General features: G+C 70.0%; 19 protein-coding genes. 10 read left to right on the top strand and 9 right to left on the bottom strand.

The genetic code is table 11. The annotated features are described in order from the left end of the window. Nucleotides 1-39: 39 nt before the first annotated feature. Together QQM39_RS15280 and QQM39_RS15285 are read right to left on the bottom strand one after the other, a co-directional pair. The gene (locus QQM39_RS15280) at nucleotides 40-972 is read right to left on the bottom strand and encodes a serine protease (RefSeq protein WP_301997256.1); all 933 of its coding nucleotides are present in this window, start codon (nucleotides 970-972) and stop codon (nucleotides 40-42) included. A 321-nt stretch (nucleotides 973-1293) separates the two neighbouring features. Beyond that, on the bottom strand, nucleotides 1294-2031 hold the full coding sequence (locus tag QQM39_RS15285; RefSeq protein ID WP_301997257.1) for a hypothetical protein: 738 nt from the start codon (nucleotides 2029-2031) through the stop codon (nucleotides 1294-1296). A gap of 126 nt (nucleotides 2032-2157) precedes the next feature. On the opposite strand from QQM39_RS15285, the gene QQM39_RS15290 reads away from it, so the two are divergent. The 6 genes from QQM39_RS15290 to QQM39_RS15315 all read left to right on the top strand — a co-directional run bounded on the left by QQM39_RS15290 (nucleotide 2158) and on the right by QQM39_RS15315 (nucleotide 8520). Beyond that, entirely contained in the window at nucleotides 2158-3369 is a 1212-nt protein-coding gene (locus tag QQM39_RS15290; RefSeq protein WP_301997258.1) for a pyridoxal phosphate-dependent aminotransferase, read from the top strand. A gap of 72 nt (nucleotides 3370-3441) precedes the next feature. Then, nucleotides 3442-3864 carry a hypothetical protein gene (locus QQM39_RS15295; protein ID WP_301997259.1) on the top strand — a complete coding sequence of 141 codons (423 nt, stop codon included), beginning with the start codon at nucleotides 3442-3444 and terminating at the stop codon, nucleotides 3862-3864. Nucleotides 3865-4116: 252 nt separating this feature from the next. Beyond that, a complete protein-coding gene (locus QQM39_RS15300; protein ID WP_301997260.1) occupies nucleotides 4117-5181 on the top strand; it encodes a substrate-binding domain-containing protein in 1065 nt (354 codons plus the stop codon). Nucleotides 5182-5196: 15 nt separating this feature from the next. Continuing rightward, nucleotides 5197-6372: a toxic anion resistance protein gene (locus QQM39_RS15305; protein ID WP_301997261.1), complete on the top strand. Its 1176-nt coding sequence runs from the start codon at nucleotides 5197-5199 to the stop codon at nucleotides 6370-6372. Further along, the gene (locus QQM39_RS15310) at nucleotides 6369-7913 is read left to right on the top strand and encodes a substrate-binding and VWA domain-containing protein (RefSeq protein ID WP_301997262.1); all 1545 of its coding nucleotides are present in this window, start codon (nucleotides 6369-6371) and stop codon (nucleotides 7911-7913) included. Before QQM39_RS15305 ends, QQM39_RS15310 begins: the two co-directional genes overlap by 4 nt. Beyond that, complete coding sequence (locus tag QQM39_RS15315; RefSeq protein ID WP_301997263.1) at nucleotides 7900-8520, top strand: hypothetical protein; 621 nt, start codon at nucleotides 7900-7902, stop codon at nucleotides 8518-8520. The genes QQM39_RS15310 and QQM39_RS15315 overlap by 14 nt, the downstream gene beginning before the upstream one ends. Here the strand turns inward: QQM39_RS15315 and QQM39_RS15320 are convergent. Continuing rightward, nucleotides 8510-10258, bottom strand: a complete 1749-nt coding sequence (locus QQM39_RS15320) for an Ig-like domain repeat protein (protein WP_301997264.1) — start codon at nucleotides 10256-10258, stop codon at nucleotides 8510-8512. The genes QQM39_RS15315 and QQM39_RS15320 overlap by 11 nt on opposite strands. 268 nt (nucleotides 10259-10526) lie before the next feature. After that, entirely contained in the window at nucleotides 10527-12350 is a 1824-nt protein-coding gene (locus tag QQM39_RS15325; RefSeq protein ID WP_301997265.1) for a phosphoenolpyruvate carboxykinase (GTP), read from the bottom strand. 354 nt (nucleotides 12351-12704) lie between these two features. Here QQM39_RS15325 and QQM39_RS15330 point away from each other — a divergent pair, with 354 nt between their 5' ends. The 4 genes from QQM39_RS15330 (at nucleotide 12705) to QQM39_RS15345 (ending at nucleotide 16551) form a co-directional block, all read left to right on the top strand. Beyond that, nucleotides 12705-13451, top strand: a complete 747-nt coding sequence (locus tag QQM39_RS15330; RefSeq protein WP_301997266.1) for a hemolysin III family protein — start codon at nucleotides 12705-12707, stop codon at nucleotides 13449-13451. A 114-nt stretch (nucleotides 13452-13565) separates the two neighbouring features. Next, nucleotides 13566-15137, top strand: a complete 1572-nt coding sequence (locus QQM39_RS15335) for a DHA2 family efflux MFS transporter permease subunit (RefSeq protein WP_301997267.1) — start codon at nucleotides 13566-13568, stop codon at nucleotides 15135-15137. Nucleotides 15138-15142: 5 nt separating this feature from the next. Then, complete coding sequence (locus tag QQM39_RS15340; RefSeq protein ID WP_301997268.1) at nucleotides 15143-15775, top strand: TetR/AcrR family transcriptional regulator; 633 nt, start codon at nucleotides 15143-15145, stop codon at nucleotides 15773-15775. A gap of 44 nt (nucleotides 15776-15819) precedes the next feature. Then, complete coding sequence (locus QQM39_RS15345; protein ID WP_301997269.1) at nucleotides 15820-16551, top strand: Mut7-C RNAse domain-containing protein; 732 nt, start codon at nucleotides 15820-15822, stop codon at nucleotides 16549-16551. Here the strand turns inward: QQM39_RS15345 and QQM39_RS15350 are convergent. The 5 genes from QQM39_RS15350 to QQM39_RS15370 all read right to left on the bottom strand — a co-directional run bounded on the left by QQM39_RS15350 (nucleotide 16548) and on the right by QQM39_RS15370 (nucleotide 25321). Then, on the bottom strand, nucleotides 16548-18950 hold the full coding sequence (locus tag QQM39_RS15350; RefSeq protein ID WP_302003590.1) for a galactose oxidase early set domain-containing protein: 2403 nt from the start codon (nucleotides 18948-18950) through the stop codon (nucleotides 16548-16550). The genes QQM39_RS15345 and QQM39_RS15350 overlap by 4 nt on opposite strands. An 11-nt stretch (nucleotides 18951-18961) precedes the next feature. After that, nucleotides 18962-20152: a glycosyltransferase family 2 protein gene (locus QQM39_RS15355; protein WP_301997270.1), complete on the bottom strand. Its 1191-nt coding sequence runs from the start codon at nucleotides 20150-20152 to the stop codon at nucleotides 18962-18964. Beyond that, nucleotides 20149-21798, bottom strand: a complete 1650-nt coding sequence (locus QQM39_RS15360; protein WP_301997271.1) for a glycosyltransferase family 39 protein — start codon at nucleotides 21796-21798, stop codon at nucleotides 20149-20151. Before QQM39_RS15360 ends, QQM39_RS15355 begins: the two co-directional genes overlap by 4 nt. Next, complete coding sequence (locus tag QQM39_RS15365; protein ID WP_301997272.1) at nucleotides 21795-23072, bottom strand: glycosyltransferase; 1278 nt, start codon at nucleotides 23070-23072, stop codon at nucleotides 21795-21797. Before QQM39_RS15365 ends, QQM39_RS15360 begins: the two co-directional genes overlap by 4 nt. Nucleotides 23073-23287: 215 nt before the next feature. After that, nucleotides 23288-25321 (bottom strand): thioredoxin domain-containing protein, encoded by a 2034-nt coding sequence (locus QQM39_RS15370; protein WP_301997273.1) that lies wholly within the window; start codon nucleotides 25319-25321, stop codon nucleotides 23288-23290. Between the last annotated feature and the right edge of the window lie 361 nt (nucleotides 25322-25682).

The raw sequence follows: 25682 nt of genomic DNA on the forward strand, positions 1-25682 counted from the left end.
CCTCGGTGACCTGAGGTCCGCCCGCCGCACGATGTGGGGCTACGGCTTGGGCAGCACGCACCCGCTCGCACTCAGGTCAAGCTTGTTGTCGACGCCGAAGCAGGCGGGGATCGTGTAGATCTGCTGGGCGTAGTTGATGCCCTGGCGGACGGTGACGTTGCCGCTCTCGTCGACCTCGCACGGGTTGTTGACCGTGCAGCGCTCGCCGTCCTCGTTGCCGGTGTTGTTGACGGCGACGACCTGGTTGGTGGCCTGGTCGATGACGGGCGAGCCGGACGTGCCGCCGATGGTGTTGCAGGCGGAGGTGTAGCGGACCGAGTCCTTGAAGGTCCAGTCGCCTTCCTTGAGGCGGTACGCGAACCCGTCGATGTTGCAGTTGTACAGCCGCTTCCAGTAGCCGGAGGCGACGGTGATGGCGGTACCGGCGACCGGGTGGGTGTCGGCCACGGTGAGCGCGTTGATGCTGTACGAGCTCTTGATCTGCCCGTACGTGGTGGTGAGTTGGTAGAAGGCGACGTCCGTGTCGGTCATCGTCCCGTAGGCGATCTTGCTGGCCCGCAGGGTGGCGACCCGGCTGCCCGAGGAGTTGAGCAGACTGAAGGTACGGCTGGAGGCCCGGTCGACCACGACCTGGCCGGGCCCGGGCATGCCGGTCTCCAGACAGTGGCCGTTGGTCATCACCAGCGCCGGGTCGTTGTCCTCCGAGTCCGAGAAGCGGACGACGGAGCCGGAGCAGTTGCTGAGCGCGACGGTGCCCGCGAAGTTGACGGCCTGAGCCTTGGGGCCGTTCAGGACCTGGTCGAGGGTGTCCGCGGTGGAGGCGACGGTGTCATTGACCACCGACGTGACCGAGCCCGTGTCAACGCTCTTGCCGAAGGAAGCGGCAGAGTCCACGGGAGCCGCGACCGCGGGTGCGGCGCCGGCCCCGGCTATCGCCAGGGCGAGGAGGGCGGCGCCGAGCGGTTTTCTCATGTGGGGGTCCCCTCATACGAAGAGAGTGGCCGGAAAACCTCCGGTCACCCGCACTTTTGTCATGCGCATTGTCACGCACGAGGGGGGTGTGAACAAGGAGTTACTTACCGGTGAGTTCAAGCCGTAGGGCTTTCCCTATCACGGCGTGCCAGGGGCGTTGGGAGAGCGGCGCAGGACGTTCACGAGAGAGCGATGACATCGCCACACCCGGCACACCCGGGGCTCACGCGCGCTGGGAGGCCTCCATGGGACGTCGCCCTTCCGGCGCCCGCGCGCAGGCCACCGCCAGGGTTCCCCACCCGGTCCCGAGTGCGGCGCGCCCTACTTGGGACCCTTCGTGTTCCCCAGCCCCCGCCCCGGGTTGCTCGCACGCCCGCCGCCCGGTGCCGTCGTGCTCGCCGTGCTCGCCGTGCTCGCCGTGGCGGTCGGGGTCGTGGGGGCCGCGCTCGTGGTGGAGGGGGTCGGCGAGGGGCTGCCGGCCTTGTCGCCCTCGGCGGTGGACGCGGAGGCGCTCGGCGAGGCGTCCGGGACCTGCGTGTGCGACGACCCGCCGCCGTCGGACGAGCCGGGCGTGGCCGGGTCGCCGTCCGTGGGGTCGGTCGGGTCCGCCGAGTCGTCCACCGTCGGGCTCGTACGGTCCTGCTTGCCCCGCGAGCCGCCCTCCGGCGCCGAGCCGGACAGCGAGAACCCGGCGATCAGCGCAGCCGCCGACACCACCCCCGCCGCGCCGACCACGACGACCGCGCGCCGCGCGCCCCAGGTCCGCCCCTTGCGGCGCACACCCTGGCCCGCGCCGCCCGCCCGACGCCCGTGCCGCTCACCCGCGCCGGCACCGGCACCCGCGCTCGCACTCTCGCCGGAGCCGTGGCCCGGCCCCTCGGCCGTCCCGGCATCACTCACCCGAGGCAGCTGTGCCGTCGCGTCGTACGCGTTCTGCCAGCCGTGCGCGGCCGCCGGGTCCGTGTACCGCTCGTACGCGGGGGATGCCGTCGGCTGCGGGAGGTACACGTTCGGCGGCGCCTGGGGTGGCTCGTTTTCGCGCTCGGGTGGCCTGGACATGACCGCGCATTGTAGGGAGGGGAGCGAGCCGTGGAACAGCTACCGGTGATAACAGCCCAAACCCGCGCGTCTCACGTGTCGGAAAACACGGCCCAGGGGGCTTTACCGGGCCGTAAGCTCCTTGACATGCAGGTGATCCAGTCGACCAAGCTCGCCAACGTCTGTTACGAGATCCGGGGCCCGGTGCTCGAGGAGGCGATGCGGCTCGAGTCGGCGGGGCATCGGATCCTCAAGCTGAACACCGGAAACCCGGCCGCGTTCGGCTTCGAGTGCCCGCCCGAGATCCTGGAGGACATCCTCCGGAACGTCTCGACGGCACATGGGTACGGCGACGCGAAGGGGCTGCTCGCGGCGCGCCGGGCCGTCGTCATGCACAACCAGACCCTCGGCATCGAGACCGACGTCGAGCACGTCTTCATCGGCAACGGCGTCTCCGAGCTCATCGTCATGGCGATGCAGGGGCTGCTCGACGACGGGGACGAGGTGCTCGTGCCCGCGCCCGACTACCCCCTGTGGACCGCCGCCGTGTCCCTGTCCGGCGGCACCGCCGTCCACTACCGGTGCGACGAGCAGTCCGACTGGATGCCCGACCTCGCCGACATCGAGCGCAAGGTCACCGACCGCACCAAGGCCATCGTCATCATCAACCCCAACAACCCGACGGGGGCCGTGTACGACGAGGCCATGCTGCGGGGGCTGACGGACATCGCCCGCCGGCACAACCTCCTCGTCTGCTCCGACGAGATCTACGACAAGATCCTGTACGACGGCGCCACGCACACCCCGACCGCCGCCGTCGCCCCCGACCTGCTCACCCTCACGTTCAACGGCATGTCGAAGGCCTACCGGGTCGCCGGGTACCGGGTGGGATGGATGTCGATCTCGGGCCCCCGCGCCCACGCCGACTCCTACATCGAGGGCCTCACCATCCTCGCGAACATGCGGCTGTGCGCGAACATGCCCGGTCAGCACGGGGTCGTGGCCGCGCTCAGCGGGCGGCAGACCATCAACGACCTGGTACTGCCCGGGGGGCGGCTGAAGGAACAGCTGGATGTCGCGTACGAGCTGCTGACACAGATCCCCGGGGTGACGTGCGTACGGCCGAAGGGGGCGCTGTATCTCTTCCCGCGCCTCGACCCCAAGGTCTTCAAGATCAAGGACGACCGGCGGATGGTCCTGGACCTGCTGCGCCGCGAGAAGATCATGGTCGTCCAGGGCAGCGGCTTCAACTGGCCGGAGTCGGATCACTTCCGGGTGGTGACCCTGCCGACGGTCACGGATCTGCGGGACGCGGTCGGGCGGATCGGGCGGTTCCTGGACGGATACAGCCAGCCCTAGATCTTTTACGCTCGCTCAACTTTAGACGGAATCCAAGCTAGGATGGTTTCCTGACAGCACAGGAGGCCATCCATGTACGAACCGATCCGCACCAAGTCGGTCCACAGCACGATGGCCGGCACGACCTCCGACTTTCCGCACCGCTCCCGCGAGGAGGAGCTGGACATCCAGCTGGCGGGCCATCTCGCGGCACTGCTCGCCGTCACGGACGAGCTGCGCGCGACGGCTCCCTCCGCCGACCTGGACGAGGCGGCCGAGCGGCTCGCCGCCCAGGTGAGCCGGTTGCGGGGTGGGATGACGCCGGCCCGCATGTCAGCGGCGCCCTCCGGCACCGACCTCGCCGCCCTGCACCAGCGGGCACACGCCCTCGCGGGCCGCGCGCTGGTCGTCGCCGCGTCGCGTGCGGATACCGCTGCCGCGATCCTCGCCGCCGAGCGAATGGACGCGCACGGCGCTGCGCTGGCCGAGCCGCAGGAACTGACCGGCGTCGGCTGACGCCCCCCTGAACGGCCCCGGTCCGCGTGCACCCGCAGCGACGCGCGGACCGGGTTGCCTCAGTTTGTTGTTTCGCGGCTGACGGGTATCTGTGGCTCGTCGCGCCCACGCGGCGGAGCCGCATATCGATGCAGCCCCGCGCCCCTAAAAAGCAGGGCGTTGCAGTCCGCCGTGTTGTAACGGGACCGGGATGACACTTCCCGTTCATTCCTTTCGGCGGGGAACGTTGGATTCCGCGAGCACTCTCCAGGCGTGAGACGTATCGCAGGGATCGTCCTCGCGGTGCTGCTGATCGGTGGCGTGGTGGTTGCCGTCGTCGCAGGCCGTAGCAATGAGGACAAGGGCACGGCAACGAAGACCGTGCGCGCAGTGATCGGATCGGAGAAGGCGGAGTTCTTCGCCGCTCCCGACGTGGTGAAGGCCCTCGCCGCCAAGGGCTACACCGTGAAGGCCGAGACCTCCGGGTCGTGGGCCATGGAGGGGCTGGACCTCAAGGGGTACGACCTGGCGCTGCCGTCGAGCCAGGCGCCGGCCGCCGAACTCGCCGCGAAGTACAAGGTGACGGGGGCACTCCCCCGCCCCTTCTACTCGCCCCTCGTCGTCGTGGCGCACAAGAACGCCGCCGAGGTGCTCGCGGCGAACGGCCTCGCCACGCTGGACGAGGCCCACCGGGGCACCCTGAGCATGACCGCCTATCTGGACGCCGCCCGCGCCGACCGCACCTGGCAGCAGCTCAAGGGGGCCCAGAAGTACGGGGAGTTGACGGGCACGCTCTACCTGTCCAGCACCGACCCCGAGACCTCCAACTCCGGCGCCCTCTACCTCGCGGCCGCCTCCTACGTCGCCAACGGCGGCAAGGTCGTCGCCACCGACGCCGAGGTGGACCGCACCGCACCGCTGCTGCACAAGCTGGTCAGTGTGCAGGGCGCCCAGCAGGCGGGCAGCGACGCCGCCTTCCGGGACTTCGTCAGCGGTGCCGGCAATCCGCTCGTCGTGGTCTACGAGTCGCAGGTCGCCTCGCTGCTGGCGGACGGGCAGAAGCCCGACGACCTGGTCGTCCTCTACCCGGACACCACGGTCAACAGCGACCACACCGTCGTACCGCTCACCGAGGACGGCAAGGCAGTCGCCGAACTCCTCTCCTCGGACCCGAAGTTGCGCGAGCTGGAGGCGCGGCACGGTTTCCGGCCGCAGGGCGCCGCCGCCGAGTTCGCCTCGGACACCACCTACCTCAAGCAGGAGCTGACCGGCGTCCGCCAGGCGCCCGTGCCCACCTCCAAGGTGCTGCACGAGCTGGCGCGACGGGCGCGCGGATAAGGGGGACAGCACCACATGACCAGCAACGACGACACCTTCGTCCTCACCCCGCCCGAGCCCGTGGCCACCGTGCCGCGCGAGAAGGCCGGCGGGCTCGTCCCCGTGGACGACGCCGTCCGTACCGACATGGCCAAGAAGGCCTCCGCCTACGTCGAGGGGCTCGCGGCGCTCGACGCCCGCTCCCCCGAGTTCGCCGGCAAGGTCGGCGAGATCACCGCCCTCGGCGCCGGCGAGATGCGCACCGCCGCCGCGCAGTCCAACCGGATGCTGGAGCGGACCATCCGGAGCCTGCCGGACCAGGGCGGGGACGCCCAGTCGCAGGTCGCGGGCTCGCTCGTGGAACTGCGGCGGGTGGTCGAGGACCTGGATCCGAGGGATCTGCCCGCCGCCAAGGGGCGCAAGTTCCTCTCCAGGCTCCCGGGCGGCAACAAGCTGCGCGACCACGTCGCCAAGTACGCCTCCGCGCAGGGGACCCTGAACAAGATCGTGGGGTCCCTGCGGGGCGGACAGGACGAGCTGCGCCGGGACAACGCCGCGCTGCAGACCGAGCGGGTGCGCCTGTGGGAGACCATGGGCAAGCTCCAGGAGTACGTCGTTCTGACGCAGGCCCTGGACGCCGCCGTCGAGCAGCACATCGCGGGGGTCGGGGGGAGTGATCCGCAGCAGGCGGACTCCCTGCGCGCGGACGTGCTCTTCCCCGTCCGGCAGAAGCACCAGGACCTGCTCACCCAGCTCGCGGTGTGCGCGCAGGGCTACCTCGCCATGGATGTCGTACGACGCAACAACGAGGAGCTGATCAAGGGCGTCGACCGGGCGGCCACGACCACCGTCTCGGCGCTGCGGATCTCCGTGATGCTGGCGTCCGCGCTCGACAACCAGAAGAAGGTCATCGAGCAGGTCAACGCCCTGCGCGGGACCACGGAGGATCTCATTCGGGGCAATGCCGAGATGCTCGCCACGCAGGGCGGCGAGATCCAGCGCATCGCCGCCGACCCGGCGGTGGGAGCGGAGACCCTCCGAAGCGCCTTCCAGCAGATCTACCGCACGCTCGACGCCATCGACACCTACAAGGTCCAGGCGACCGAGGCGATGGCGACGACGGTGGAGAACCTCACCGCCGAACTGCAGCACGCGAGCGTCTACTTGGAGCGCAGCCGCTCGCAGGGCGCGCTGGAGGGTGGGCTCGGATGAGACGACTCCTCGCGTCCGCGCTCGCCGCGCTGGCTCTGCTGACCGCCTGCACCTCGCAGCAGGCCGACGACGACCCGAGCCCGAACGCCCCGCAGCCCGGCACCCTCCGCGTCCTCGCCTCCAGCGAGCTCAGTGACATGACCCCGGTGCTCGACCGGATCGCCGATGACACCGGCGTCAAGGTGCGGCCCACCTACATGGGCACCCTCGACGCCGTGGAACTGCTGGCGAAGGGCAAGGCGGACGGAGAGTACGACGCCCTGTGGCTGTCCTCCAACGACTATCTGCGCCTGCGTCCCGACGCGGCGAAGAAGGTCGTGTCCGAGACGCCGGTCATGTCGAGCCCGGTGGCCGTCGGGGTCAGGTCCACGGCCCTCGGCAGGCTCGGCTGGCAGCCGGATGCGGTCACCTGGACGCAGATCGAGCAGGCCGTCCGGGACGGGAAACTGACGTACGGCATGACCGACCCGGCGCGTTCCAACTCCGGTTTCGCCACTCTCGTCTCCGTCGCCTCGGCCCTGTCCGGCGCCCAGTCCGCGCTCACCGACACGGACGTCACCGAGGCCACGCCCCGGCTGAAGGAGTTCTTCCAGGGGCAGAAGCTGACATCGGGTTCGTCGGGCTGGCTGGCGGAGGCGTACCAGCGGCGCGGGAACGTCGACGCCCTGCTCAACTACGAGTCCGTCCTCAAGGGCATCCCGGGCCTGACCGTGATCCGCCCCCAGGACGGCGTCGTCACCGCCGACTACCCGCTCTCCTCCCTCGCCTCGACCGACAGCGCGACCCGCGAGGACGTCCGCCGCCTCACCGAGGCCCTGCGCGCCGAGGACGTCCAGCGGCTGATCACCGAGCGCACCCATCGCCGCCCGGTCGTCGCCTCCGTCCCGCCCGCGTCCGGCCTCGACAGCAGCCGACGGCGCGAACTGCCCTTCCCGGGCAGCCGTTCCGTCGCCGACGGCCTGCTCGACTCGTACGAGAACGAGCTGCGCCGCCCGTCCAGGACCGTCTACGTCCTCGACACCTCGGGCTCGATGGAGGGCGACCGCCTGACTCAGCTGAAGCGGGCGCTCGCCGATCTCACCGGAGACTTCCGCGAACGCGAGGAGGTCACGCTGATGCCCTTCGGGTCGGACGTGAAGAGCGTGCGCACGCATGTCGTGGAGCCGGCCCGCCCGAAGACCGGGCTCGACGCCATCCGCGAGGACACCGACGCGCTCACCGCCGAGGGCGACACGGCGATCTACACCTCGCTGGAGAAGGCGTACGACCATCTGGGCGCCGGCCAGTCCCGGGACACGTTCACGTCGATCGTGCTGATGACGGACGGCGAGAACACCACCGGCGCCGAGGCGGCGGACTTCGACGCCTTCTACGCCGGGCTCGACCGCGACCGGCGGGACACGCCCGTCTTCCCCATCCTCTTCGGCGACTCCGACCGGTCCGAACTGGAGCACATCGCCGAGCTGACCGGCGGCCGCCTCTTCGACGCCCAGGAGGGCTCGCTGGACGGCGCCTTCGAGGAGATCCGTGGCTACCAGTAGGGCGTTGGCGTACCTGGAGTCCCGCAAGAACATCGCCGGAAGCACGTGCGGGGTCGTCGGGCTCGTGCTGACCTTCGCGGGGGTGGCGGGGCCGTACTGGCCCGTCGTGGTCGCGGGGCTGTACGGCGCGGGCGCGCTGATCGCCCCGCCGGAGCGGCCCGCGCTGCCCGACTTCCCGGACCCGTCGGCCCAGCTCGACGAGGTGCGGGGCGACTTCGAGAAGCTGCGCGGCTATCTGACGGAAGTCGAGCTGTCGGTCACGGCGGCCACGCGGCTGCGCGAACTCACCGAGCTGCTGGGCGCTTTGCTCGACCGGGGCTGGATCGCCGAGCTGCTCGCGCACGATCCGGAAGGCGTGCATGTGCTCTCCCGGATCGTGCGGCGCGATCTTCCCGAGGCCGTCGACAGCTTCGTACGGACGCGGTGGTGGACGCGGATGACGCCCGGAACCGAGTCGCCCGAACTCCATCTGGAGCGCCAGCTCGGTCTGCTGAAGAAGGACGCCGAGCGGCTGGCGGCGGGCCTGCGCGAGGTGGAGGCCCGCCGCCAGGAGTCCCACACCCGGTATCTGGAGGACCGGGGCGGGACGGGTGGCATCAGCGCCTGACGTAGACCGTCGCCGAGGCCGTCGACGCCTCGTGCAGGTCGTCGCCCGGCCAGCTGACCGTGTAGTCGGCGTCGCCCCGGGTGCGCGGCAGGTCGTTGATCGTGAACGTGCCGTCGGCGGCGACCGTCACCGACGACAGCGTGCCGGTGCCGAGCCGGTCGGTCCGGGTGACCTTGAGGACCGCCCGGTCGGGCAGCGCCTTGCCCTGGGCGGTGAAGGTGCCGGTGATCTCGACGCCCGTGCTCAGCGAGCCCTCCTCGGGTGCGGTGAGCGCGATCGAGGTGGGCGCCTTGCCGACGGACACCGTGGTGGTGACGTCCCCGGCGGGGCGGTGGGTCAGGTCGCCGAGGTAGGAGACGGTGTAGGTGGCGTCGCCGACGAGGTCGGGCTCGTCGAGGACCGTGAACGTGCCGTCGGCCTTGACGGTGAAGGTGCCCACGTCATGGGTGCCGTCGGCGTCGGTGCGGGTCGCCTTGACCTTCAGGGGCTCGGTGGGCGCCGGGCCGTCCTGCTCCAGCTTGCCGCGCACGGCCAGCGGCTCGCCTGCCACGGCCTGGGCGGGGCTGTGGGTGAGGCCGCCGGTGAAGCGGGCGTCGTACTGGACGGCCGGGGGCTGGATGACGTGCAGCCAGAACTGGTTGCCGGCCGCGTTGGTGGTCACCGCGAACAGGCGGGAGCCGTCCGCCGACCACTCCAGGCCGCGCGGGGCGACCCGGTCGCCGTCGAGGCTGCCCTCGAAGACGAACTCCAGCGGGGCGGTGGCGTCGGCCGGGTCGGCGGGCTGCACCAGCAGGTCCGGCGTGGAGCCGGTGGCCGAGGCGCCGCGCGCGAGGTACTTGCCGTCGCCGCCGAAGGCGACCGCGCTGGCGGTGGCACCGGCGGGCAGGGCCTGGTAGCCGTCGGCGGCGTCGGACAGGTCGGTCGTGTTCAGCAGCCGGGTGCCGTAGGCGGCGTCGGCGACGGCGACCTTGCTGCCGTCCGCGGAGAACGCCATGTCCTTCAGGTTCAGGGCGCCCTTGCCGTCGGCGTCGGCGAACCGGCGGGCCGCGCCCCGCACGAGGGTGCCGCCGCTGGTGTCGTACACCGTCAGGAACGGGTTGCCGGCCTGCGCGTTGAGCGGCTGGCCCATCAGCATCCGGTCACCAGGTCCGGCCTCCAGCTGGAGTTTGCCGTGGTCCTGCCAGTTGGTGCGCGGCGCCGTGTTGGTGGCGGGGACGTAGGAGTCCAGGTAGGTCAGCGTCGTGTCGCACTGCGAGGTGTAGTAGGAGTACGGCGTGGTGTAGTACGCGGTGCCGCCGGAGAAGGCGAGGCTGCGGCCGCAGGTGTCGGTGGAGACGTACAGGCCGTTCGAGGTGTAGGTGCTGGTGTCGTAGCGCCAGATCACCTCGCGTCCGCCGACGTAGAGCGTGGAGCCGTCGGCGTTCAGCGCCAGTCCGGAGATGTGCTGCTGGGTGCTGATCGTGGTGATCCGCTCGCCCTGGAAGTTGTAGACGACGATGAGGCCGCTGTTGGAGTAGCTGCCCATGTTGCTGTCGGCCACGTAGACGCGTTCGTGCGCGGAGTCCACCGCCAGCGCCGAGTACGACGAGATCGGCAGCTTGGCCACCGCGTCGGAGGCCGCCGCGTGGGCCGCGGGTGCGGCGGCGACGGTCAGGCCGGTCCCGGCGAGTGCGGCGGCGAGCAGCGTGGCCGCGAGACGTCTGGGACGGTGTGCGCCGTCAAGGCGTGCTGTATTCAACTGTGCCCCCCAGGCTGTGTTGGGTGCCCACCGAGTGAAGTGAGGCACCTGTGACGAACATGAAACAGCCGTGAAGATCCTTGTTCAAGGGGGCGCGAGCACAGGCGAAGGCCTGCCGCCGCCTTCCCGTCGGGGCGGACGGGGCGCGACGACAGGCCCAGGGCTCCGTACGCCGTTGTACGGAACCTCGCCGGTATGCACCGCGGCCGGCCGTGACGATCACTGGTCAGGGCATCCGTGCCGGCCGCGGAGTCTTTCGGGGCGGGCTTCAGCCCAGGCGCTGCACCAGCGCGTGGTACTCGTCCCACAGCTCCTTCGGCGTGTGGTCGCCGAAGGTGTTGAGGTGGTCGGGGACGAGCGCGGCCTCCTCGCGCCAGACTTCCTTGTCGACCGTGAGGAGGAACTCCAGGTCGGAGTCGGCCAGTTCGAGACCGTTGGTGTCCAGCGCACCCTTGGCCGGCAGGATCCCGATCGGGGTCTCGACGCCCTCGGCCTTGCCCTCCAGGCGCTCGACGATCCACTTCAGGACGCGGCTGTTCTCGCCGAAGCCAGGCCAGACGAACTTGCCCTCGTCGTTCTTGCGGAACCAGTTGACGTAGTAGATCTTCGGCAGCTTGGACTGCTCCTTGCCCTTGGCCACGTCGACCCAGTGGGCCATGTAGTCGCCCATGTTGTAGCCGCAGAAGGGCAGCATCGCGAACGGGTCGCGGCGCAGCTCGCCGACCTTGCCCTCGGCGGCGGCGGTCTTCTCGGAGGCCACGTTGGCGCCGAGGAACACGCCGTGGTTCCAGTCGAAGGACTCCGTCACCAGCGGTACGGCGGTGGCGCGGCGCCCACCGAAGAGGATCGCCGAGATCGGCACGCCCTTGGGGTCCTCCCACTCGGGCGCGATGATCGGGCACTGGGAGGCCGGAACGGTGAAGCGGGCGTTGGGGTGGGCGGCCGGGGTCTCGGACCGGGGCGTCCAGTCGTTGCCCTTCCAGTCGGTGAGGTGGGCCGGAGTCTCCTCCGTCATGCCCTCCCACCAGATGTCGTTGTCGTCCGTCAGCGCCACGTTGGTGAAGACCGAGTTGCCCCAGAGCGTCTTCATCGCGTTGGCGTTGGTGTGCTCACCGGTGCCGGGCGCGACGCCGAAGAAGCCGGCCTCGGGGTTGATGGCGTACAGGCGGCCGTCCTCGCCGAAGCGCATCCAGGCGATGTCGTCGCCGATCGTCTCGACCGTCCAGCCGGAGATCGTGGGCTCCAGCATGGCGAGGTTGGTCTTGCCGCAGGCGGAGGGGAAGGCCGCCGCCACGTACTTGGACTCGCCCTGCGGCGGGGTGAGCTTGAGGATCAGCATGTGCTCGGCGAGCCAGCCCTCGTCGCGGGCCATGACGGAGGCGATGCGCAGGGCGTAGCACTTCTTGCCGAGCAGGGCGTTGCCGCCGTAGCCGGAGCCGTAGGACCAGATCTCGCGGCTCTCCGGGAAGTGGGAGATGTACTTGGTCTGGTTGCAGGGCCAGGGGACGTCCTCCTGGCCTTCCTCCAGCGGGGCGCCGACGGAGTGCACGGCCTTCACGAAGAAGCCGTCCTCACCGAGCTCGTCGAGGACGGCCTGACCCATGCGGGTCATGGTGCGCATGGAGACGGCGACGTAGGCCGAGTCGGTGATCTCGACGCCGATCGCGGAGAGTTTCGAGCCGAGCGGGCCCATGCAGAACGGGACGACGTACATGGTCCGGCCGCGCATCGAGCCGCGGAAGACGCCCTTCTCGCCGGCGAAGACCTCACGCATCTCGGCGGGGTCCATCCAGTGGTTCGTCGGCCCCGCGTCCTGCTCCCTCTCGGAGCAGATGAAGGTCCGGTCCTCGACGCGCGCGACGTCGGTCGGGTCGGAGGCGGCGTAGTACGAGTTGGGGCGCTTGATCGGGTCGAGCCTCTTGAAGGTGCCCTTCGCGACGAGCTCCTCGCACAGACGGTCGTACTCGGCCTCGGATCCGTCACACCAGACCACGCTGTCCGGCTGCGTCAGTTCAGCGATCTCGTTCACCCACGAGACCAGTGCCTGGTGGTTTGTGGGGACGACGGGGGGAGCCGCGATGTCGCGCGCCACGGTTGCTCCTAAGTGAGGGATTTTGTCCTGAATATGCCCTTGTATGCCCCGTGGGGGCCGCGACCCGGATGCTTCGCGGACCGGGACTGGACTGGATCCACCGTCCCGATCTTCCGCGCTCATCCGGTGCCGACCGCACTCATTTGATCATCCGACGCGTCCGCCCATATGTCCAGAGGGCGTCACAGGTGAGCGGCGTGAGCATCACCACTCATTCAGATGTTTTCGATGCGTCACCACGGCTTCACCCCGGGTGCGCCCATTCCGGGTACCCCATGAGACGATGGCCACTTCCGGGCATCCATCTCGCCGCCCTGATACGTAACTTACGGTTCCGTAGGTACGATGCCCCCCATGACTGCGCCCGTCCCCGACGCACAACCGGACACGGCGGCCGCCGGCCGCGGCTCCGACGCGCCCTCCCTGCCACATCAGATCGCGCACCACGCCCAGCAGCTCTCGGACGAGATCAAGCCCAAGCTGCGCGGCTGGCTGCACCTCGGCATGTTCCCGGCCGTGCTCGTCGCGGGCCTGGTGCTCACCGCCCTCGCGGACTCCCCCAGAGGCCGGCTCGCCTGCGGGATCTTCGCCCTCACCGCCTGCCTGCTGTTCGGCGTGAGCGCGCTGTACCACCGGGGCAACTGGAGTCCGCGCATGGACGGCATCCTGCGCCGACTGGATCACGCCAACATCTTCCTGATCATCGCGGGCACCTACACACCACTGACGATGCTGCTCCTGCCGGGAGCCAAGGGCCAGTGGCTGTTGTGGGGCATCTGGGCCGCCGCCGCGGCGGGCATCGTCTTCCGGGTTTTCTGGGTCGGCGCCCCGCGCTGGCTCTACACGCCCTGCTACATCGCGATGGGCTGGGCGGCCGTCTTCTTCCTGCCGGACTTCATGCGCACCGGCGGCATCGCGGTGCTGGTCCTGGTGATCGTCGGCGGCGTCCTCTACAGCGCGGGCGGCGTGATCTACGGCATCAAGCGCCCGAACCCGTCACCGCGCTGGTTCGGCTTCCACGAGGTGTTCCACTCCTTCACGCTGGCGGCGTTCATCACGCACTACGTGGGGATCTCGCTGGTGGCGTACCAGCACGCATAGCGGCTGCTCCCGCTCAGCAAGGGCCATGGCTTCCGAGCCGTGGCCCTTTCTCGCGCCCTCTCGCGTTCCCCAGGACATTGACAGCAACACTCTTTTGAGAGCTACTCTCATTTCATGGATGCTGTCACTAAAGACGTACGCCGCTGGTGGGCACTCGGCGCCCTGGTCGCGAGCATGCTCACGCTCGGTTTCGACCTGACGATCCTCAACGTCGCGCTGCCGACGATGGCGGCGCAGCTTCGGGCGAGCAGCGGGGAACTGCAGTGGATCGTCGACTCGTACGTCGTCGTGTTCGCGGCGCTGATGCTCCCCGCCGGACTGCTCGGCGACCGCTTCGGGCGGCGCCGGATGCTGATCGCCGGGCTCGTCGTCTTCCTCGCCGGCTCCGTGTTCGGCGCCCTCGTCGACACCCCCGGACTGGTCATCGCCGCCCGCTCCGTCATGGGCCTCGGGGCCGCGCTGGTGATCCCGCTCGGCCTGTCCGTGCTGCCGTCGATGTTCGGCGAGGAGGAACGCGGCAAGGCCGTCGCCGCGGTCACCGCCTCCATGGCCGCGGGGATGCCGCTCGGACCACTCGTCGGCGGGCTGCTGCTCGACCACTACTGGTGGGGCTCGATCTTCCTGATCAACATCCCGATGGCCGCGGTCGGCATCACCGCCTGTTTCTTCCTGCTGCCCGAGTCCCGCGACCCCTCCTCGCCCCGGGTCGACGCCCTCTCCACCGCGTGCAGCGCGCTGGGGCTCGGCGCCCTGGTCTTCGGCATCATCGAGGCGCCCGAGCGCGGCTGGGGCAGCGCCGAGGTGCTCGGCTCGTTCGCGGTGTCCGCCGTGCTGCTCGCCGGTCTGGTCCTGCGGGAGCGGCGGGCCGTACGCCCCATGCTCGACCTGAAGCTGCTCGCGCACCGCGGGTTCCTGTTCAACAGCCTGGCCGCGACGCTCGGCACCTTCGTCTTCTCCGGGCTGCTGTTCCTGCTGCCGACGTATCTGCAGGAGGTCGGCGGCAGCGACGCGTTCGGCGCCGGGCTCAGGCTGCTGCCGATGATGGGCGGGCTCATGGTGTCCGCTCGGCTGAGCACGTCTCTCGTCCACCGCATGGGCCCGCGCCCGGTGGTCACCACGGGCCTGGTGGTGCTGTGCTTCGCCGCGCTGCTCGGCTCGCGGACCGAGCCCGGCGGCGGCTACGGCTTCACCGCACTGTGGCTGACCATCGCGGGCCTGGGCTTCGGCCTGGCGATGGTGCCGGCGATGGACGCGGCGCTCGGCGGCATCCCCGCCGAGGAGGCGGGCAGCGGCTCCGGGCTGCTGATGACGCTGCGCCAGGTGGGCGGCGCCATCGGTATCGCGCTGCTGGGCAGCCTGGTCGCGGGCGCCTACGGCGACCGGATCGACACCGGGGGCCTGCCGGAGGCGGCCGCGGACGCGGCGCGCGACTCGCTGAGCGGCGCCCACGCCGTCGCCGAGCGGCTCGCCCTGCCCGCCCTCGCCCGTTCCGCCGACGCCGCGTACGTGGACGGCATGGCCGCGGTCCTCGTCGTCTGCGGCATCGCGGCGCTGGTGACGGCGGCGCTGACGGCACTGCTGCTGCCGAACGGGCGGCCCACGGACCAGGCCGATGCCGAACCGGCCGAGAAGGCGGGGCCCCCGGCTCCGGCCATGGTCCCCCAGGAGGCCGATGACCGACAATGAACGACATGACCACGGCACGTACACCTGTCCCCGAGGCCGCGCGCCATCTGAGCCTGCGGGAGCGGAAGAAGATCAAGACGCGCATCGCGATCAGGGACGCCACGTACGCGCTGATCGAGGAGCAGGGGTACGACGCCACGACCGTCGAGCAGATCGCGGAGCGCGCCGAGGTCTCGCCGAGCACCGTCTTCCGCTACTTCCCCACCAAGGAGGACATCGTCCTGACGGACGAGTACGACCCCCTGGTGGAGGACCTGCTGCGGGACCGCCCGGCCGACGAGTCGGTCCTTCAGTCGCTGCGGTACGTGATCCGGCAGTCGCTGGCCATGGCGATCGCGGACGATCCGACGTTCGCGGAACGCGAGATGAAGCTGCGGATGGGGCTGATGGTCAACGTCCCGGCCGTGCGCTCGCGCGCCATGGAGAGCATGTCCGTCACCGGCCGCTTGATGTGCCGCGCGCTGGCGGAGCGCACCGGGCGCGACGAGAACGACCTCGAAGTGCGGGTCTACGCGATGGGTCTGATGGGCGCGCTCCTGGAGGCCGTCATCTACTGGGCCGAGCACGACTACCAGGACGACCTGATCGAGGTGATCGACCGCACCCTCGACACGTTCAAGGACCTGCCCAGGCGGTGAGAAAAGCATCGGCCCGGCGCGTAGCGCCGTGACATCCTGACCAGGTGAACGGTCCCGAGATCCACGTCGAGCTCGCCCCCGAGCTGCGCCTGTTCCTCCCCAACGGACGGCGTGCCGGCGCGGGCGCCGTCACCACCGACGGCGTCTCGACCCTCGGCCATGTCGTGGAGTCCCTCGGCGTCCCGCTGACCGAGGTCGGCACCCTGGTCGTCGACGGCCGCGAGGTGCCCGTGGCGCACGTCCCGGCGGCGGGCGAGTCCGTGACCGTACGGCCCGTCCAGCGTCCCCAGCGGGTGCCCGGCGCTCCCCTGCGCTTCCTGCTCGACGTCCACCTCGGCACCCTCGCCCGCCGCCTGCGCCTGCTCGGCGTGGACACGGCGTACGAGTCGACGGACATCGGCGACCCGGCCCTCGCCGCCCGCTCGGCCGCCGAGCAGCGGGTCATGCTGAGCCGGGACCGGGGGCTGCTGCGCCGGCGTGAGCTGTGGGCCGGCGCCTTCGTCTACAGCACCCGGCCCGAGGAACAGCTCCAGGATGTCCTGGACCGGTTCCGGCCCGAACTGCGTCCCTGGACCCGCTGCACCGCCTGCAACGGACTGCTCAAGGAGGCCACCAAGGAAGAGGTGGCCGACCAGCTGGAGGGCGGGACGCAGCGGTCGTACGACGTCTTCGCGCAGTGCACCCGGTGCGGGCGGGCGTACTGGAAGGGCGCGCATCACGAACAGCTGGTGGCCATCGTGCAACGCGCCCTCGCCGAGTACGCCGACCCGAGTTAACGGCGGGTCACATCACCCTTCCCGCAGGCGATCCCGTCCTTGTTCCGGTCCAGCCGCAGCGGGTCGTCCTTGCCGTTGACCTTCAGGCGGCCGTAGTCGTTCGCCTTCAGCCAGTCGCAGCGGGACTTCGTCGTCGCCTTCACGGTCGGCGGGAAGTCCGTCGGCACGCAGACGTTGGCGGAGCCGTAGTGCCGGTCGCAGCCGGAGACGGTCGGGCTGACCTTCTGCGAGGTGCGCTTCTTGCCGGGGCCCGTGACCTTGCCCTTGAGGTCGTCGGCGAAGTCGTGGACGTGCGCTGACGCATCCGTGGCGGTGAGGGCCTGCGGGCCCTGGAGGTGCACCCACTTGGCGACCGACGGGACGCCGTTCGCGTCGACCGCGAAGAGCATGTACCAGCCGGGCGGGGCCAGGTTGGGGTTGCTCGTCACGTTCAGGTCGACGTTGTCGCCGTCCACCGACAGGGGAAGATCCACGAACCGCTGGTTCGGGTCGGAGGAGTGGGTGACGGCGGCCGGGCGGATCAGCTCGGCCTTGGCGATGGGACGGTCGACGGTGATCCGCTGGGTGTCGCCGTACGTCCACTCGGTGTCGATGACCGAAGTGATCGTCGGGCGCTCGCCCTTGAGGAGATAGGGCGGGGTGTAGACCGACACGTCGTGGTTCCAGGTGCCGTTGCCCGGGTTGTCGCCCGTCGTCATCACCCGGCCGTCGGGCAGCAGGAAGGCGGAGGAGTGGTAGCCGCGCTCCTCCGGGTCCGTGGCCACCGGGTCGAAGGTGTTGGTCGCCGGGTCGTAGAGCGACGACTCGTACACCGGGTTGGCCCGGTTGTGCAGCGCGCCGCCCGTCTCCAGGACCTTGCCGTCCGGCAGGAGTACGGCGGAGGCGTACATCTTGCCCTGGTTGCCGGTCTGCGGGACCTTGCCGCCTCCGAGGTCGACGGTGCCCTGCGGGAGCGGCGGGCCGGCGACGTAGGACGGGTTGGGCTGCTTGAGGTCGATGACGTCGGTGAGGCGGTTGGCCTCCGGGTTGGAGTCGATGTTGCCGCCGCCGATGGTGAGGACCTTCTGGTCCTGGGCCGGGGGCAGCAGCACGCTCGCCGACTGGTCGCGCTCGTCCTTGTTCTGCAGGCCCGGGACCTGGGTGATCGTGTTGGCGTCGTAGTCGTAGATCGCCGATCCGGTGCCCGGGATGTTGTTGCCGAAGACATGGCTGCCCGAGTAGAAGAGGCGGCCGTCCTGCATCAGGATCATCGACGGGTACAGGCCCCAGAAGGACCAGGTCTGGTTGACCTGCCACGTCGGCAGCCACCGCTGCTGCGCGTCCGACCACCGCTCGGCGGTCACCGAGCCGGTGGAGTCCTCCTTCAGCCCGCCGAACGAGATCACGTCACCGTTGCCGAGGATCGTCGCCGACGGGTACCAGTGGCCGTCGTTCATGTCGTTCGTCTTGGCGTACGTCTCGGTGACCGGGTCGAAGAGGTACGAGTCCTTGTAACCCTGGTAGCCGATCGTGCCGTCGGCCGACGGATAGCCCTTGTTGCCGCTCATCACCAGCACACGCCCGTCGTCCAGCTGGACGTGGCCCGCGCAGAACATGTCCTTCGGCGTGGGGATCTGCTTGTACGTGCCGTTGCGCGGGTCGTAGACCGCGCTGGTGAACGTGCCCGCCGCGAACTTCTCCGGGTCGTTGCCGGAGCCCGCGATCAGCAGCACCTTGCCGTTGTTCAGGACGACGGAGTGCATGGAGCGCACGGGGTTCTTCGTGGGCAGGACGTCCCAGCGGCCGTTCGCGCACTCCTCCGCCGTGCCCGTGCACACCGGGTCCGGGACCGGGTCGGCGACCTGGTCCATCGTGTAGTCGTCGGTGGTGACGGAGCCGGTGCCGTAGACGGAGACGCCCCAGGCGATCCGGTCGGTGCCGGCCGGGACCTCGGGCGTACGGACCGTGGCCTCGCTCCAACCGGCCGCCATCTCCAGCGTCTTGAGGTCGGTCCAGTACTGCCAGCCCCCCGTGACGTCGTGCCGGAACAGGGTGATGGAGGTGTCCGGGGTGGTCGACTTGTACCAGAGCCCCAGGTCGTACTGCTTGCCCACGGTGACGACGGGCGCGCACGCGGCGGACTCGGTGATCAGCGCCTTGCGGTCGCCGTCGACGCGGCGGGTCAGGCTGACCTTCATGGCCTTGCCGCCCGAGTGGGCGTCGGCCACCGTCTCGAAGGTGAAGTCGTTGTCGCCCCAGCCGGACTTCTTCCAGCAGTAGGGCATGTCGTCGGTGCCGGCGGTCTCGAACCCGGGGTTCTTGATGAGGTTGGCGGCGGAGGCGGGCTGGGGCGAGGTGAGGAGCAGGCTCCCGGTGAGGCCCATCACGGCCAGCAGAGCCGTTCTCCGTCCTGATCTCATACGGCTGGATCTCACGCTGTACTCCTTGCTGTGCGGCTCCTGCGTGGCAGATAGACCAGCGCCTCGGTACCGGCGAAGCGCAGGACGAACGTGATGACCAGGGCCAGCGCGGTGGCCGGCAGTACGGCCAGCCCGAACTGGCCGACGAGCAGCGCGATCAGCGGGATGCGCAGCACCAGGTCGGCGTTGGCGAGCAGCGCGAACCGTGCGGTGCGGTCGGCCCAGTGGCGGTGCCGGCGGCGGTCGCGGAACAGCAGCTTCTCGATGAGCAGGAAGTTCCAGGCCACGCCGAACTGGTTGGCGACGATCTCCGCGGGGAGGTAGTGCAGCCCCGCCTGCGTCAACGCCCACAGCGCGGTCAGGTTCGGCACGAAGCCCGTCAGTCCGATCAGCCCGAACACGACCATCCGGGCCAGCGGATCCGCCGTGCGCAGCCCCGCGAGGTGCCGCAGGAAGCGGCGCCCCTCCGCCGCCGTGGACTTGGACTCGCCCGCGAACCGCTCCTGGAAGACGAACGGCACTTCGGTGACCGCGCGCGGGCGGCTCCGCACAGCCAGCTCCAGCAGGATCTTGTAGCCGAGGGGCTTCAGCGCCTCCGCGGTGATGTCGCTGCGGCGGATGGCGAAGAAGCCGCTCATCGGGTCGCTGATGCCGTGCAGCCGGCGCGGGAAGAGGGACTTGGTCAGCCAGGTCGCTCCACGTGACACGGCCACGCGGTAGCTGCCGGCGAGCCCGGCCCGGCTGCCGCCCTTGACGTACCGGGAGGCGACGACGAGCCCGGCGTTCGCGCGCTCGCCGGTGGCCACCAACTCCGGGACCAGGGAGGGCGGATGCTGGCAGTCGCCGTCCATGACGACGATCCAGTCCGACCCGGCCGCCTTCATCCCCTCGACGACCGCCCCGCCGAGCCCGCCGACGGGTTCGTCGCGGTGGATGACGGTGACGGGGAACGGGCAGTCCTGCGCGGCCTCCTTGATGACCTGCGGGGTGTCGTCGGTGGAGTCGTCCACGAAGACGACCTCGCAGGGCAGCCGGGACGGCACCGATTCGGTGATCCGGTGCAGCAACTGCCGTACGTTCGCGGACTCGTTGAAGGTCGGTACGACGATGGTGACGGCGCCCGGCTCGGCCACCTCGGCCACCTCGGCGGCCTCCACGATCGGATCGCCCAGCTCCTCGGGGGCGGTGTAATCCTGGCTCATCGAACGCCTCCCGAGGCTGCCTGGATCTGCCGGATCTCGATGCGGTCCTCGCCGCGGCCGAACACGGCGACCGCCGTCGAGTGCTCCATCGCCGCCTTGACGTTGGGCAGGTCGACCGCGTCCCGCCGTACCGTCGGCGAGGCGACGACGTAGTCGAGGTCCTTCCAGCCGCGCGGCATCGTCTTCGTCACGGCCGGGTCGAGGTCGGCCTTGTAGAACCAGATGGCGCCGAGCCCGGGCCGGTACCCGGCGTGCACCAGGTCCAGCCACAGCGCGTCGTCGACGAGGACCCGGGTGTCCTCGGGGTCCTCCACCTCCGTCGCCAGCCACTTCGAGGCGGCCTGGTAGGGCGCGTTGGCGTCGGCGGTGACGGCGGTGCGGTCGCCGTCGTACCAGCGGGGTACGACATAGGCGCCGGCGGCGATCGCGAGCACGGCCGCGAGGGCGTACCGCCCGCCCGTGACGTACCGCGTCTCGGCCTCGGACCGCCATCGCCGCAGGACGGCGTGGGCGACGGAGGCCGTTCCTCCGGCGAGGACGAGTGCGAGGAAGGGCAGCGCCTGGATGACGTACATGGCGGGCAGGTAGCCGCTGGGGCGCATGGCCACCAGGGCGAGGATCACCACCGCGAACGACGGTCCGGCCAGCGACCGAGCCGTGACCGACCAGCGCCAGGTGGCCAGGAGCAGCAGGCCGCCCGCGAGGCCGCCGAAGATGAGGACGCGGTCGTAGTAGAGCCAGGACTGCAGGACGCCGTAGGAGCCGGAGCCCTGGTCGAGGATGAAGCCCGAACCGGGTCTGGTCATCTGGTACTTGATGCCGTCCCAGAGTGAGACGTGCCCGCTGCCCGGGAACAGCTCGCCCTTCAGCAGGGCGAACAGGGGGTACGAGAGGCCGATCAACGCGCAGGCCGTGACGGCGCCGGTGAGGGCGAACTTGCGGGTGTCGCGGTGGCTGTGCCGCCACATGGTGACGAAGACCGCCGGGAGGACGAAGAGCATCGTCTCCTTGGTCAGCACGGCCGTCGCGGCCGCGATCCCGGCGCCGAAGTGGTGCCAGAGGTGGCGGCTCGGGGAGGCGGCGAGAGCGAACGCGAGGAGCGTCCACATCACCGCGAGGTTGTCGAGGAAGATCTCCCGCTGGAGTACGACCGACAGGGGTGACAGCCCGAACAGGACCATGCCGAGCCCGGCCGCCCAGCGCGGCAGGGACAGGCGCCGCCCGAGCACGTACACCAGGACCGCGCTGACCGCGCTGATGACGAGCATCGCGGCGCGCATGGTGCCGACGGTCATCGACTCGGGGTTGAGCGCGGCCGGTATCCAGGTCAGCAGGGCTATCTGGATCCAGCCGAGGGGCGGATGGTCGTACCAGTAGGTGTAGTGGGCGAGGCCCCGGCCCTCCTGGACCGCCCAGGCCTGGGCGAGGTAGGTGCCCTCGTCGTCGCTGAGGGTGGGGTAGTCGGCGATGTTCCAGCCCTGCACGAGGAGGATCGCGACGAGGAGTACGCCGCACAGGACGAGGTCGGGCCGGGACGAACGCAACCGTTGCGGCGGGGTCGTTCGACTGATCGGACGCGTTTCAGGCGCAGGCTGCCGCTGCGCGGGGACCTTCGCAGTGGTCACCGCGGGAAGGGTGGAGGTCACGCAGGGACGTCCTCTCGGAGGTCACGGGTCACTTCGGCGGTGGCGAGATGCGCGCCGACGTGGGTGGTCAACTCCCAGTCGTTCCGGCCGCGCTGCTCGCGCCATACGGCGCGGACGGCGGCCCCGGCGAGGAGCACCTGGTAGAAGGGGCCGCCCACGATGAGCTTCAGGTAGTGGACGAAGCGGACGCGCAGCCCGTACTGCTTGCCGAAGTCGTGCAGTCCGACGACCTCGAAGACGAAGGTGACGAGCGCGGTGACGGCCGGCAGGAAGGTGATGAAGGCGATGGTCACGGACACGTCGAGGAACACCGCGATCGCGATGTTGAGCGGGATGATGAGCCCGGTGAAGGCCTGCATGAACGGCGTCATGAGCGTGTACCGGGCCAGCAACCGCTGCCCGAAGGTGGGCAGTTGCTTCCAGTCCTTCTTCCGGTAGACCTGCAGGAAGCCCTGGTTCCAGCGGGTGCGCTGCTTGAGCAGCGACATCAGGCTGCCGGGCGTCTCCTCCTTGGTCACCATGTCGGAGTCGTAGGCGACGACGACCTTCTTGCCGACGCTGGAGAGCCGGACGCCCAGGTCGCAGTCCTCCGCGAGGCAGTTCGGGTCCCAGCCGTCGGCTTCCCTGAGCACGTCCGTCCGTACGAAGACGGTGTTGCCGCCGAGCGGGATGAACCCCTTCTGCGCGTGCAGGTGCAGTCGCGACCGGAACCAGAAGAAGTACTCCAGGCAGTTGCGCAGGCTGTACCAGCTGGAGTGGAAGTTGATCAGCTGGACGCCGCCCTGGACCACGTCCGCCTTCGTCGTCCGGAACGCGTGGTCGACATGGGCGAGGAGCTCCGGGTGGACCTGGTCCTCGGCGTCGAAGACCCCGACGACGTCGCCGCGACAGTGCGGCAGCGCCGTGTTCATGGCCTTCGGCTTGTTCTTCTTCTCGTGGGTGTCGACGACGACCCGGACCCGTGGGTCGCGAGCGGCGGCCCGCTCGGCGACCTCCGTGGTCTCCGGGTCGTCGTGCCCGACGATGACGATGATCTCGAAGTCGGTGTGTGTGGACTCCAGCAGCCGCTGGATGGTGTGGTCCAGCACGGCCTGTTCGTGCCGGGCCGGCAACAGCAGCGAGAACGACACGTGCTCGCCGCCGTCCGGTCTGCTGAACCGGGTGGAGGCGAGCACCTCGGGCGTACGCCACGCGTGCATCTGCCACCACAAGGTGAAAGCCGCCATCCAGAACAAGCCCAGCGAGACGACGGCTATGAAGACAGACGTCAGCAACAGATCCCCCCAGATCCCCAATGCCCCCTGTCGCGAACGGCGAGTTCCAGCCGTTGCGATCACTGTGGAGAGATTAGGGGGGAACTGTGAAGCGTGAGGGCTGTTCCGATAAATAGCTTGTTTCGGAATCGTGCGGTGGAAAGCGCGATCTATCCGAACATACGCCCAATTTGGGCAGCCGAAACGGCGCTCTCCGCTTCCGTTTCGGCTCGCCTTCAGCTCGTCAGTGCCGTGCGCAGCCGTTCAGGATCGGTCGTCGGGGCGTCACAGGTGAAGTTACGGCAGACATACGCGGCCGGTTCACCGCCGACGAGGGGACGGTCGGCGAGGAGCGGGAGTTCGTCACTCTCCGGAGTCCCGACGGCCACGACCGCACCGGGGGCGGTGCCCATGAGTGCCGTACGGTGCAAGGCCCTTGTGGCCTCGTCGTCGAGGCTCGGCCCGACGATCGCGACCTCGCGGGGACCGTCGAGGGCGGCCTCGGCGACGGCGAGACCCCAGCCGATGAAGCGGGGGACACGCGGGCCGAGGGCCTTGACGACACCCAGCGCCTTCTCGGCGGCGACGCGGTGGGGCTCGGCACCGGTCTGCGCGGCATAGCTCAGCAGGGCGCCGGCCGCCGCGCTCCACCCGGAGGGGGCGGCGTTGTCGGTGGGGTCCTGGGGGCGGCGGATCAGCTGCTCGGCGTCGGCGGCGGTGTCGTAGAGGGCACCGGACTCCTCGTCGACGAAACGGGCCAGGACGTGGTCGAGCAGGAACCCGGCGAAGTCCAGCCAGACGCCCTCACCGGTGACGGAGGCGAGCGCGAGGAAGCCCTCGGCGACGTCGCCGTAGTCCTCCAGTACGCCCGCGTTGGCGCCGACCTGGCCGTCCTTGCTGGTGCGGGCGAGGCGGGCGTGGTCGTCGAGGTGCAGCCGTACCAGGAGGTCGGCGGCGCCGAGGGCGGCGTCCACGAGATCGGGGCGGTCGAAGTACGCGCCGGTCTCGGCGAGGGCGGCGATCGCGAGGCCGTTCCAGGCGGCGACGATCTTGTCGTCGCGGCCGGGGGCGGGGCGGTCGGCCCGCGAGGCGAGCAGGCGCTCCTTGACGGAGGCGACCCTCTCGGCGTCGAACACGCCCTCCTGCTGCGGGAGTTGGAGCACCGAGGAGCCGTGCTCGAAGGTGCCTTCCTCGGTGACGCCGAAGTAGTGAACGGCGAGCTCGGCGTCGTCGTCGCCGAGCACCTCGCGCAGCTGCTCCGGCGTCCACACGTAGTACGCGCCCTCGACGTGCTTGCCGGTCCCGTCGTCGCTGTCCGCGTCGAGCGCGGAGGCGAACCCGCCCTCGTCGGTACGCAGTTCGCGCACCATGAAGTCGGCGGTCTCCAGGGCTACGCGGCGGGCGAGCTCGGACCCTGTGGCCCGCCACAGGTGGGCGTACACGCGGCACAGCAGGGCGTTGTCGTACAGCATCTTCTCGAAGTGCGGCACGACCCAGTCACGGTCGACGGAGTACCGCGCGAACCCGCCGCCGAGCTGGTCGTAGATCCCGCCGCGGGCCATCCGCTCGCAGGTGTCCTGGGCCATCTGCAGCGCGCCCTCGGCGCCCGTCCGCGCATGGTGCCGCAGCAGGAACTCGATCACCATGGACGGCGGGAACTTGGGCGCGCCCCCGAACCCGCCCCGCTGCGGGTCGTACTCCCGGGTGAGCCCGAGCAGCGCCTGGGCGAGCTCCTCCTCACCGGGTGCCTCGGTGCCGCCGTAGGAGATCTCCCGCCCGGCGAGATCCCGCACGATCTTCCCCGCGACGTCGGCGACCTCGTCCCTGCGGTCGGCCCAGGCGCTGCGCACGCCCTCCAGGACCTGCCGGAAGGACGGCATGCCGTGCCGGGGGGCGGGTGGGAAGTAGGTGCCGAAGTAGAAGGGCTCGGCGTCGGGCGTGAGGAAGACGGTCATGGGCCAGCCGCCCTGGCCGGTGGCCGCCTGGACGGCCTCCATGTAGACGGCGTCCACGTCGGGGCGTTCCTCGCGGTCGACCTTGACGCTGACGAAGTGGGCGTTGAGGTAGTCGGCGGTCTCCTGGTCCTCGAAGGACTCGTGGGCCATCACGTGACACCAGTGACAGCTGCTGTACCCGACGCTGAGCAGCACGGGCACGTTCCGTTTCCGCGCCTCCTCGAAGGCCTCGCCGACCCAGGGCCACCAGTCGACGGGGTTGTCAGCGTGCTGAAGGAGGTACGGGGACGTCTCGTGCGCCAGTCGGTTCGGCATGGGTCCATCCTCGCTCACGGTGCGCGGCACCGGGCAACAGGACGCGGGCCTCATGCGCGGACGAGGCCCGCCAAGGCCCCGCCCACCGTTCGGGAAAGACCGTCTTACGTGCTACCGCTTCCCTCGACGGTCTCGAAGCCGTACGACTCGATCTCCTTCAGCCCTGGCTGCGGCAGGATGGACCGTCCCTGGAGACTGAGCAGGGGTGAGCACTGTTGCCAGAACCCATGCTCAAGGTCACGCGCTCGACGCAGGAATCTTCGTTCTCCATGCGCCGGACAAGCGAAGCCTCAGGACATGCAGACGGCCGGCCCCCGCCCGCCCTCTCGCCCCCGTGCCCCATCCGCAGCACACTTGACCA

The sequence above is a fragment of the Streptomyces sp. DT2A-34 genome (genome assembly GCF_030499515.1).
In the GTDB taxonomy this organism is placed as follows: Bacteria; Actinomycetota; Actinomycetes; order Streptomycetales; family Streptomycetaceae; genus Streptomyces.